Origin of the sequence: Litchfieldella anticariensis FP35 = DSM 16096 (assembly GCF_000409775.1) — a bacterium.
In the GTDB taxonomy this organism is placed as follows: Bacteria; Pseudomonadota; Gammaproteobacteria; order Pseudomonadales; family Halomonadaceae; genus Litchfieldella; species Litchfieldella anticariensis.
This window is the reverse complement of sequence record NZ_KE332392.1, coordinates 480,249-490,911: the sequence shown is the minus strand read 5'-3', so window position 1 is coordinate 490,911 and position 10,663 is coordinate 480,249. Positions and strand designations below refer to the sequence as shown.

The window sequence follows — 10,663 nt, the reverse complement described above, 5'->3', positions numbered from 1 at the left end:
CGCAGGGACGTTTCGACGCCCGATAACAACAACCTCTTACAGGACGATTACTATGGTTCAGAACAACCTCACCATTGGCTTTACCTTTGCCATATACCTACTAGTCATGCTCGGTATCGGCATTATCGCCTACCGACGCACCAACAACCTTTCCGATTACATACTCGGCGGCCGCTCACTGGGGCCTTGGACGTCGGCGATTTCTGCCGGTGCCTCGGACATGTCGGGTTGGCTACTGCTGGGCTTACCCGGCGCCGCCTATGTCAGCGGCCTGTCCGCGGGCTGGATTGCGGTCGGCCTGCTGATCGGTACGTGGTTGAATTGGCTGATCGTCGCTCGTCGACTACGTGTGTATAGCTACAAGTCCGGCGATGCGCTGACCTTGCCAGAGTTCTTCGCTAATCGCTTCCGCGACAACACGCAGTTATTGCGCGTGGTATCAGCGATCTTCATCCTGATGTTCTTCATGTTCTATACCAGTTCCGGCCTAGTAGCTGGCGGCAAGCTGTTCGAGACCGTCTTCGGCCTCGACTACACCCTTGCAGTGACGGTCGGGACACTCGCGATCATTTCTTACACCTTCTTCGGCGGCTTCCTGGCCGTATCCTGGACCGACTTGATCCAGGGCCTGATGATGGCAGCCGCCCTGCTGATCGTGCCGGTGATCGCCCTCACCGAACTTGGCGGGCTTGGCGGTAGCACCTCCCAGATCCTCGCCGCAAATCCGGATATGCTCAAATGGTTCACCGATGCCTCTACCGGTGAAGCACTGACTGCCATGGGTATCATCAGCTCCATGGCTTGGGGCTTGGGCTATTTTGGCCAGCCGCACATCCTGGCACGCTTTGCCGCCATTCGCAGCGAAAACGACATCCCCACCGCACGTCGCATCGCTGTGTCCTGGTCGGGCCTTTGCTTGATTTGCGCCATGGCCGTCGGTTTGCTCGGCAGCGTCTACATGGCCCGCGACCTGGGTGACGGCGAGACCATTTTCATGGTCATGGTCAATGCCATCTTCCATCCGGTCATTGCCGGCGTGCTGTTGGCTGCAATCCTCGCTGCCGTGATGTCCACTGCTGATTCACAGTTGCTGGTCTCCTCCTCTGCCCTTACCGACGACTTTTACAAGGCGCTGCTGCGTAAGGATGCATCCCAGAACGAGCTCGTATGGGTGGGCCGTTTTGCGGTCATCGCCATCGCCATTATCGCCTATTTGCTGGCGCTGAACCCTGACTCCACAGTACTGGGTCTAGTGTCCTACGCTTGGGCCGGTTTCGGTGCAGCCTTTGGCCCAGCGCTGGTCATGGCACTGTTCTGGCGTCGCATGAACACCTGGGGCGCACTGGCCGGTATCATCGTTGGTGGTGTGACCGTGGTGGCTTGGGCTGAACTCTCCGGTGGGATCTTCGATCTCTACGAGATCGTACCCGGCGTCATCTTCGCCTACATTGCCATCGTCGTGGTGAGCCTGGCCACCAGCGACGTCAGCAGCGAAATCACCGCCGAGTTCGATGCGCTGAAGCACTCATAAAGCAACCACTCCTACAGAATGCGGGGCCGCCTGAGTGCGGCCCCGCATTCGTTGCCAGTCAGGCAAAAGCCCGCCACACCACCACTAAAGTAAAGAGCCCCAGCAGCCACCAACAGGCAGGTTCGCCAAGCAACCGTCGCGGCCAACCCGGCCTGGCTTCCAGTCCCATCCCGTGCATGAATCCCGCCCCTAGCGCCCAGGCCCCCAAGACGATCAGCGGGAGGCGTATCGGCATCGATAGATGGCTGAGCAGTTCAGGTTGCCACAATAGCCACAGCGACAACCAAGCAGAAACCGCCATCGACAGCAAAGGCGCCCAAGGCAGGCGACGTAACCCTTCATAGCGCATCGTCTCTTCTCCTTCGGCTACACCTGCAGTTAAGAAGATTTTTCCTCTATCGGCGAGCGTCTTTCATGTCCATAAAGTTATACAATAATTTAACAGTATACTCAGCCCTGTTATTCGACTTTCGTCCAAGTATATATCGTTACACCCCGATACTTTGGCGTTATCATGCCTATCGGCTCCATAACAATTTTTAACGAGACTTAGAAAACACTGTTTCCTATAATGCTCTTGTCCAATAACGCCGGTCTTCCGGCCTGTGTGTACGTCTGACGTATCAAGGAGTGACACATGAGCAAGATCAAATGGGTGTCTGCGGCAGTCATCGCGGGTAGCTGCGTCTTCGCCACTCAGGCCGCCATGGCCTACGGCTACGGCGCTGGAGATTTCTTCGTTCGTGGAGGTGTCGCCAAGGTCACCCCAAAATCCGACAACGGCGAGGCGCTGGGCCAGGACGTGGATGTCGGTGATGAAAATGGTTTCACCTATGGCTTGGGTTACCTGTTTCACGACAAGTTCGGCGTCGAGCTCAACAGTTCGGAAGCGTTCCAGCATGACCTGAGCCTGGGTGGCTCGGATCTCGGTACTGTTGACCGCCTTCCTGTCAACCTGATGGTCAACTACTACCCCCTGGGGGGCCTGGACTCCCGCGTACAGCCCTATGTGGGCGCTGGGCTCAATTACACCAACATCTCCGGCGAGCCGGCAGATATCGACGCCCGTCGTTCGTACGGTGCCGTGGGCCAGGTTGGCCTGGATTTGGCTGTCACCGAGAACGTCATGCTCAATGGCTTCGCCAATTACGCCGATGTGGACTCCGAACTGCGGATGAATGGCGAAGAGATTGGCACCGCCAAGATCGACCCGCTGACCATCGGTGGTGGTGTCACTTTCCGCTTCTAGTGAGTTGAAGTGGATGCCACGCAGCAAAAACGACGCCGGGTCCTTGCCCGGCGTTACCAAGTCCGCCATCAAGGCGGGCTTTTTCGTTTATGGAAGCCCCGAGTCAGCGCGGACCATGACGTGACAGGCCAAGCACCGCCAGAGCGGCATCATCCAGTCCGTCAACGGCATCCACCGCTTGCAGCCGAGCATGGTAATCCGCCGACAGAAAAGGCTCCCCCGCCAGCAGGTGGGCAAGATACTCACGTGCCGGTTTGAGTGCGGGACGGATACGCTCGGGCACGGCAATATACACCCAAGCTTCGATGGCCCCTTGCTCGGTGGCGATCGTGCGGCGCTGGCGTCGATAGTCGTGAGGAAAGCCTTCGAAGGGATCCATTAGTTCGATCTGCGCAGGCTCGCACAATCGGAATAACGCCCCTTCAACCCGATCGCCGAGGCTAACTGCCACATTGGCATGTGCGATGCCGGGAATACGTGACGCTTTGTCGAAACGCAGCACATGATCTTCCAAAATCCCGGACATGACGCTCTCAGTGGCACCGATGCGTGCCTCGACACGTGCCGGATTCATGTTGCTGCCGTAGGCGAAGTAATAAGGCATGGTGGCGTTGCACTAGTTCTCGGTAATGAGGCGATCAACCTCTTCAATGGCCTTGACCACCAGCAACAGGGTGGTGGTCTTGGCTTGTGATTGCTTGAGATAGACTTCGGCGGCGGGCGCTACCTGGCAGGTATCCGGCAACGGCGCCTCGGCTTCGACCAGCGCATCCAAGCGCGCAATGAACACGAAGCGCAGCCACTGAGGCAACTCCATGGTATCGACGCAAAATGGTTGTTCGCTATCGAAGGCCTCCGCCGGAGGGGGTGACATCTGCCACATGTCCGTCGCCTTCATGGTGGCTTCCAGGCGCCGCAAGGCCTCATCGAGTTGCTGGTGGACGCTCATGATGTCTCCATGGACGGTTCATGATGTCATTATCCTGGCTCGATGCGGCCTTGACTACCCCGACAGCGACGGATTCAAGGGACAGGTGATGTCTGGCTAGCCAGCACCTTACGCAAAAAGTCACGCGTCCTGGCATCTTGCGGCTGGGTGAAAACGTGTGACGGTACGCCCTGCTCGACGATGCGACCGCCGTCCATGAAGATCACCCTATCGGCCACGTCGCGAGCGAATCCCATCTCGTGAGTCACCACTAACATGGTTTGGCGTTCCCGGGCCAGTTGCTTCATCAGGGACAACACTTCTTCCACCCACTCAGGGTCCAACGATGAGGTCGGTTCGTCGAACAGGATCACCTCTGCCTGAGCGGCCATGGCACGCCCGATACCGACACGCTGCTGCTGTCCTCCAGACAACGAGGCCGGGTAAGCATCAGCTTTGTCGGCCAGCCCGATGCGCTCGAGAATCTCCCTGGCTCGAGCATGGGCACGCGCTTTGGTCCAGCGATTGACCACAATAAGGCCTTCGGCAATGTTCTCGAGCGCTGTCTTGTTGGCAAACAGCGCATAGTTCTGGAACACAAAGGCAGTGCGCCGCCGTAGTGCCAGGATATCCGCCTTACGCGCCTGGGTAACGTCCACGCTCAAATCACCGACCTGCAACCAGCCGGCATCAGGTCGTTCGAGAAAGTTCAGGCAACGCAATAGGGTCGACTTGCCGGTACCCGAAGGGCCGATCACCACAATGATCTCCCCCTGCTGTATCTCCAGGTCGATGCCATCGAGCACGGTAGCAGCACCAAATCGCTTGACGAGCCCTTGTACTTTGATCATCTCCGGTACGCCTCGCCTAGTCTTTTCTCCAAGCGCCGTTGCAGCCAGGCCAGCAATTCGACGATTCCCCAGTACATCAACGCCACAGTGATGAAGGCCTCGAAGTAGAGAAAACTGCCAGCGGCTTCTTTCTGGGTTGCCCCCATCAACTCGGTGACGCCCAGGGTAAACGCCAACGAGGTAGCCTTGATCATATCGATGAAGTAGTTCATCAGGGTCGGTACCGCGACACGTGTCGCCTGCGGCAGCACAATACGCCGCATCAACTGGCCGTTGGTCATGCCAATCGATAGTGCCGCCTCGGTCTGGCTGCGGTCGACCCCGACGATAGCAGCACGAATCGACTCTGCCATGTAGGCAGAAAAGTGCAGCGTCAACCCCATGATAGTGGCAGTGATGCCATTGATCTGGGTCAGGAAAGCCAACAACTGCGGCAACCCGTAATAAAACAGGAACAACTGAACCAACAGCGGCGTGCCACGAAAGAAGGAAATGAAGAGCAGTGTCGCGGCATTCAATCCTGGTATCGCCAACACGCGGATCACAGCCAGCAGGCAGGCCAGTACTAGCGCCAGCACCATACCAGCGGCCGCCATTTCCAACGTCAACGGCAGGTAACGCAGCAGAACTGGCAGCAACCCCAGCATGTAATCGATATCGAGTACGTCCATGTCAGACGCTCCGCGTTACGGACGCGTGATATCGGTGCCGAACCAGCGCTCGGAGATCTCACGCAAGGTGCCGTCCTCGCGTAGCTCTGCCAGTGCAGCATCGACCCGATCACGCAGTTCGCTACCTTCGGGGGTGTCACGGAACGGCAGGGCATTATGAATACTGGAGAACGGCTGGCCGGCCAGTTCCAGTGGCAACGGCGTCTCTTGAATCACCTGGCTGGCACTGACCCGATCCATGACGAAGGCATCGACACGCCCCAGGGCAGTATCCTGCTCGATATTGCTTTCATAGGTACGAATATCGATCTCGTCGGAATAAGGCAGCTCGCGCAGAAGCTGTTCGAAGTTGGAGCCCAGGTTAACTGCCACTGACTTGCCACGCAGATCCTCGACCCCCTCTATCTCCTCATTGCCACGCCGAACCACGACCTGGGCGCCATCATAGACATAGGGCTCGGTGAACAAGTATTTGGCCTGGCGCTCTTCGGTGATGGTGATCTGGTTGGCGATAGTATCGATACGCCCCGACTCCAGCATACCGAACAAGCCAGAGAAGTTGGCGGTAATGAATTCCACCTCGATATTCAGCTTATTGGCAACGGCTTCCATCACGTCCACCTCGAAGCCCTGCAATTTGTCCTGCCTGACGAAGGTAAATGGAAAGTAGCCACCCGACATGCCAACCTTGAGTGGATGGTCGTCGGCTAGGGTGACGCCTCCCCATACCAAGGTACCAACGGCCAATACCGCGAGGGACAAGGAACGCAACATGGTAGTTCTCCTGAGCACAAAGATGATTGAGGAATAAAGCATTATGATATTTATTCCATATGGTTACATATACTAGAGATAGGCTCCAACACTAGCTAATAGCCGTTAGCTATATCCCGCATTATCGCGAGACATCGACCACGATTCACAGAAGTCCTGAACGAGACTGTGGATAACCACTGGAAAAGCATCGCTACCCTCGGTGGGATGGCGACTCGCGGCATCCGCTTATTTTTTAACCACCGTCCACACTTACCACGAGGGTGTGGTCGACTACTGACAAGCCGCCTACCTGCGGGGTACAGTGCGCGGTTCAAGACCGAGAAAACGATATGCAGGCGATTCACACACTTCACGATTTCTTCCTTCGCAGCGGCGCCAGGGTACATCTCTACCACCTGGGACGGCGCGTCGTGCCTTGCTCCCTGGAGACTCTGGCAGCCTTCGAGACCGGTGAGCAACCTTGGCCCTATCCTTGGCAGGGCCAAGCACGTCTGGCGTGCGTTTTCACGTTAGGGAGTGTTTCCGACCCCTTGACCTGGTTTCTGGCGCTACCACTCGATGAACAGGGACGGCTCATTCCCGCTCCCCGGGACGCCTTCATACAGCGCTTGTTGGAAACCTTGGGCCGCAGTGTGGAGTCCCCTGAGCAGGAAACCACCCACACAGACAATCTGATGAAGGACAATCCACTGACCTTCACTCCCACCTTGTCCTACCAGGCCATGCTACACGCCCGAGCAAGCCTGGCTTTCGACCAACCGGCCAGCCAACATCTGGAACTGGTCGAGGCATATCTCACTGGTGCACAGAACATCGACCAGTGGCCAGCCCTGGGGCTCCAGGGGCTGGCTGACTTCGCGGTACGTCACGACAGCGAACAGGCAACACTGCTAGCTCAACGCTTGCCACAACTCCCCGTAGAAGTGCTGCGGTCACTATGCTATTGCCTGGAGCATGTTATCATCGGCGACCGCTTGGCGAGGTCGTTGCACGAACGCGGCGAGCGAGCCGCCTTAGATGGCGACCTGGAAACCCTATGCGCCTGCGTGCGTGCCGTCGGAGCAGGCCCCGATGTGGAGGTTGGCATCTGGTTCGATGAACTGCTCGACGACCCGCATGCCTGTGGTCCCGATCTACTGGCCGCCATGGCTGCGCGTGGCTGGGAACACCTCGAGGATAACCGGCGCCTGCCCCTGTTCCTGCAGCGTGTAGCCGAACACCCCCAAGCGGATTTCTCCGCCCTGGCCCGCGATCTGGCCTTGATTCCTCGTCTACGCCTGCCGCTACTGATGTGTCTGCGCGAAGCTCCGGCGGATTCGGCCATAGGCCGAAGGCTCGCACCACTCCACCGTCAGTGATGAGTCATCTCCTCATGAAAGCATTGCCTTATCAGGTCAAGGCCGTGATCGGACGGCGCGAAATGGTCACCCTTCCCGAACTCAGCCTGACGCTATGCTGCAAGGCCGATACCGGCGCTCGCACATCGTCGCTGCATGCCGAGGATATCGAGTCCTTCGAGGAAGACGGCCATCTATGGGTCAGCTTCATCACTCGAGGCGGCGGGCCGGACAGCCCAGCCCATCCACTCAAGCTGCATCTGCACGACCGCCGTCGCGTGACCAGTTCCAACGGCCAACGCGAATGGCGCTATGTGATTCGGACTCACATGGAACTCGGTGAACTGGCTTTCCCAGTGGAACTCACACTGGCCGATCGCCGCAACATGCGTCATCCGATGCTGCTTGGCCGGCGCGCCATGCGTCGTCTGCTGGTCGCGCCGGGCGCCGCTTTCCTGCACGGCGAACCCTGACTTGGATGCTTCACGTCCCGAAGGATGAAGAGAGACATGCATATCGCCCTGCTTTCGCGCAACCGCAACCTGTACTCCACCCGTCGCTTGATCGAGGCTGCGGAACATCGCGGGCACAGTATCCGTGTCGTGGATACCCTGCGCTGCTACATGAACATCGCTTCGCACCGTCCATCGATCCACTACAAGGGGGAAGAGCTCGAACCCTTCGATGCAGTGATCCCTCGTATCGGTGCCTCAGTGACCTTCTATGGCTGCGCGGTCTTGCGCCAGTTCGAGATGAAGGGTATCTATGTACTCAACGACTCGGTGGCTATCACTCGTTCGCGTGACAAACTGCGCTCGTTACAATTGTTGTCGCGCAAGGGACTGGGACTACCGATCACCGGCTTCGCTCATTCGCCCGATGACATTCCCGACTTGATCACCATGGTCCGGGGCGCCCCCTTGGTCATCAAACTGCTCGAGGGTACCCAGGGGATCGGCGTAGTACTCGCCGAAACCAACCAAGCGGCAGAAAGCGTGATTCAGGCCTTCATGGGCATGAAGGCCAACATCATGGTCCAGGAATACATCAAGGAAGCCAAGGGCGCCGACATCCGCTGTCTGGTGGTCGGTGACAAGGTCGTCGCGTCCATGAAACGCCAAGCGGCAGAAGGCGAGTTTCGCTCCAATCTGCATCGGGGTGGCAGCGCCAGCGTGATCCGCATCACCCCCGAGGAGCGCTCGACGGCAATCCGTGCCGCCAAGGCCATGGGCCTTAGAGTTGCTGGTGTCGATCTGTTACGCTCCAATCACGGTCCGGTGATCATGGAAGTCAATTCCTCGCCGGGGCTACAAGGCATTGAAAGTGCAACCGGCAAGGATATCGCCGGACTGATCATCGAACATATCGAGAAGAATGCCGCCTTGCCACGCAAGACACCCGCCAAGCCAAAGGGTTGATTGCCCGAAAAGCGGTCAAACTTGCAAAAAAGGAAAATTTCTTGACCGCGGGGGTAGCAAAACAGTGTTCTCCCCCGCACAATCAGCGTCACCGGAGGAGGTGACCGCTCATGTTTCTCGATAATCGCCAAGTGGCGATGGACAGCGTCTTGGAAGCGCTGGCCGACAGTCTCGACTATTTCCAGGACAATCTTGATCGCCTGCGCCCATCGCTGCGCGAAACACTGAAGCCGCACTATGAGGCTCGCAGTGAGGCGATGCATGAATTGCAGGAGCTAGCCAAGAAGCACCTCCGTATGCTTCCCCGCGATGCTGATGTCGAACGCGACGACTATCTGTGGCTGTGGAGCCGTCTGAAGAGCTTCGTCGGCAACGACAGCCAAGTGCTGATCGGCGAACTGCTCGAACAGGAGCGCGTGCTGATGCAGGCCATGGCCACACTTTACACCCACCCTCTGCCCGAACCCATCGAGCCGGTCCTCGAGCGCTGCTGGAAAGGCTGCAGGGCACTGATTCGTGAACTCTATAAACTGCAGAAGCGACGCCGCTGAGCCAACCAGCTTCTCACTTCGTCAGTCGGGCAAATCCAGGGTCTCGTAGCGAGGCGGCCTGACGCCCGGATAAGGTGCGATCTGCAGTGGTTCCTTCGGTCCCAGGAAATAGGGTTGGCGCTTCCAAACATACAGGTCACCCACTGTCGCCAGGCGTGCCAACCACTCCCGAGCCTTCAAACGCCATACTCCCGGCACGTGCTCGGACGGTGCCGCACAACCGGTGACTTCCAGTCCCAGGGCATCGGCAATGAACATGGCTCTCGGCAAGTGCCAAGGCTGAGTGATCAGCACAGCCCGTTCTACCCCGAAGACATCCCGCGAACGCACCAAGGTATCGAAAGTGCTGAAACCAGCATAGTCGAGAGTCATGTCCTCATCGCGCACCTTGCGGCCACGCAAGTCGCGCCACATCGTGATCGGCTCGTTATAGGAACGCGTACGATTGTCACCGGAAAGCAGCAAATGTTTGACCCGGCGCTCCCCGATCACCCGCGAGGCGGCAAGCATACGAGCCTCGAAATGCGGGTTACGCCCACCACCTCGGTTCCAATATGAGGTACCGAAAACGATCCCCACCGGTGCAGTCCCGCATGCCAGAAGGTCATGCTCGATGCGCGACTGGGTCTTGCCCAGAATCCACAGATTCGCGCCCACAGACAGCAATATCGCCAGAAGTGCAACCACTCCCAGCGACATCAACAACCCCCTTAGTAGTTTCAGCAGCCTCTGCCGCATCCGCCTTCCTCACTCCGGGCTGTGCGGCTGTCTAGAACATGCCCAATTCAAGCCGCGCCTCTTCACTCATCATCTCACGACTCCAAGGCGGGTCGAATACGGTTTCCACATGCACCCTGGAGATCTGAGGCGCGCCCAGTATCTTGTTACGCGCATCGGCGGCGATGACTTCCCCCATGCCGCAGCCAGGAGCGGTAAGCGTCATACGAATGGTGACAATACGCTCGCCTGACAACAACCGTTCGATACGGCAGCCATAGACCAGTCCCAGATCGACGATGTTGACCGGAATCTCAGGGTCGTAACAGGTGCGCAACTGATCCCACACGAACTGCTCGATCTCGTCTTCACTGGCGTCCTCGGACAGTGACGGACGCGGCATGGCTTCCAGACCCAGGGCATCGAGGTTGGCTCCCTCGACCAGGAACAATCGCCCTTCAAAGGCGATGCTCACCGAACTTCCCTTGGCCTGCATCACCGAAACCACGCTGTCTTCTGTCAGCGTGACGGGCTTGCCGAAGGGAATGGAGATGACCTCCACATCCCGCTGTAGCGGCAGTTGCTGGCCCTTGTAGAGCCCTTCGATCTGTTCCATGGCTGCCATTCACTCTC

Annotated in this window: 14 protein-coding genes; 6 read left to right on the top strand and 8 right to left on the bottom strand. The window is 58.1% G+C overall.

The window, feature by feature from the left end; translation table 11 throughout:
* The first annotated feature begins 52 nt into the window (after window positions 1–52).
* Window positions 53–1,531 (top strand): sodium/proline symporter PutP, encoded by a 1,479-nt coding sequence (putP, locus tag L861_RS17810; RefSeq protein ID WP_016418038.1) that lies wholly within the window; start codon window positions 53–55, stop codon window positions 1,529–1,531.
* 58 nt (window positions 1,532–1,589) lie between these two features.
* Here putP and L861_RS17805 read toward each other — a convergent pair whose 3' ends face one another.
* A complete protein-coding gene (locus L861_RS17805; protein ID WP_016418037.1) occupies window positions 1,590–1,880 on the bottom strand; it encodes a cyd operon YbgE family protein in 291 nt (96 codons plus the stop codon).
* 288 nt (window positions 1,881–2,168) lie between these two features.
* Here L861_RS17805 and L861_RS17800 point away from each other — a divergent pair, with 288 nt between their 5' ends.
* On the top strand, window positions 2,169–2,780 hold the full coding sequence (locus tag L861_RS17800; RefSeq protein ID WP_016418036.1) for an OmpW/AlkL family protein: 612 nt from the start codon (window positions 2,169–2,171) through the stop codon (window positions 2,778–2,780).
* Window positions 2,781–2,883: 103 nt separating this feature from the next.
* Here the strand turns inward: L861_RS17800 and L861_RS17795 are convergent, their stop codons facing one another.
* From L861_RS17795 to L861_RS17775, 5 genes are all read right to left on the bottom strand, one after another.
* Window positions 2,884–3,384: a gamma-glutamylcyclotransferase family protein gene (locus L861_RS17795; RefSeq protein ID WP_016418035.1), complete on the bottom strand. Its 501-nt coding sequence runs from the start codon at window positions 3,382–3,384 to the stop codon at window positions 2,884–2,886.
* A gap of 12 nt (window positions 3,385–3,396) precedes the next feature.
* Complete coding sequence (locus L861_RS17790; protein ID WP_016418034.1) at window positions 3,397–3,729, bottom strand: YqcC family protein; 333 nt, start codon at window positions 3,727–3,729, stop codon at window positions 3,397–3,399.
* Window positions 3,730–3,803: 74 nt separating this feature from the next.
* Window positions 3,804–4,559 (bottom strand): amino acid ABC transporter ATP-binding protein, encoded by a 756-nt coding sequence (locus tag L861_RS17785; protein ID WP_016418033.1) that lies wholly within the window; start codon window positions 4,557–4,559, stop codon window positions 3,804–3,806.
* Entirely contained in the window at window positions 4,556–5,230 is a 675-nt protein-coding gene (locus tag L861_RS17780; RefSeq protein WP_016418032.1) for an amino acid ABC transporter permease, read from the bottom strand. Before L861_RS17780 ends, L861_RS17785 begins: the two co-directional genes overlap by 4 nt.
* Before the next feature lie 15 nt (window positions 5,231–5,245).
* The gene (locus L861_RS17775; protein ID WP_016418031.1) at window positions 5,246–6,004 is read right to left on the bottom strand and encodes an amino acid ABC transporter substrate-binding protein; all 759 of its coding nucleotides are present in this window, start codon (window positions 6,002–6,004) and stop codon (window positions 5,246–5,248) included.
* Between the two features lie 332 nt (window positions 6,005–6,336).
* Between L861_RS17775 and L861_RS17770 the strand changes: the two genes are divergently transcribed.
* From L861_RS17770 to L861_RS17755, 4 genes are all read left to right on the top strand, one after another.
* Complete coding sequence (locus tag L861_RS17770; protein WP_016418030.1) at window positions 6,337–7,365, top strand: DUF3549 family protein; 1,029 nt, start codon at window positions 6,337–6,339, stop codon at window positions 7,363–7,365.
* A gap of 14 nt (window positions 7,366–7,379) precedes the next feature.
* Window positions 7,380–7,817 carry an ATP-dependent zinc protease family protein gene (locus L861_RS17765; RefSeq protein WP_016418029.1) on the top strand — a complete coding sequence of 146 codons (438 nt, stop codon included), beginning with the start codon at window positions 7,380–7,382 and terminating at the stop codon, window positions 7,815–7,817.
* 36 nt (window positions 7,818–7,853) lie between these two features.
* Entirely contained in the window at window positions 7,854–8,762 is a 909-nt protein-coding gene (gene rimK, locus L861_RS17760; protein ID WP_016418028.1) for a 30S ribosomal protein S6--L-glutamate ligase, read from the top strand.
* 110 nt (window positions 8,763–8,872) lie between these two features.
* Entirely contained in the window at window positions 8,873–9,313 is a 441-nt protein-coding gene (locus tag L861_RS17755; RefSeq protein WP_016418027.1) for a hypothetical protein, read from the top strand.
* 21 nt (window positions 9,314–9,334) lie between these two features.
* On the opposite strand, the gene L861_RS17750 is transcribed toward L861_RS17755, so the two are convergent.
* Both L861_RS17750 and sufT read right to left on the bottom strand, forming a co-directional pair.
* Window positions 9,335–10,051, bottom strand: coding sequence for a SanA/YdcF family protein (locus L861_RS17750; protein ID WP_027947868.1), 717 nt, complete (start codon window positions 10,049–10,051; stop codon window positions 9,335–9,337).
* Window positions 10,052–10,082: 31 nt separating this feature from the next.
* Window positions 10,083–10,646, bottom strand: coding sequence for a putative Fe-S cluster assembly protein SufT (gene sufT, locus L861_RS17745; protein WP_027947869.1), 564 nt, complete (start codon window positions 10,644–10,646; stop codon window positions 10,083–10,085).
* Between the last annotated feature and the right edge of the window lie 17 nt (window positions 10,647–10,663).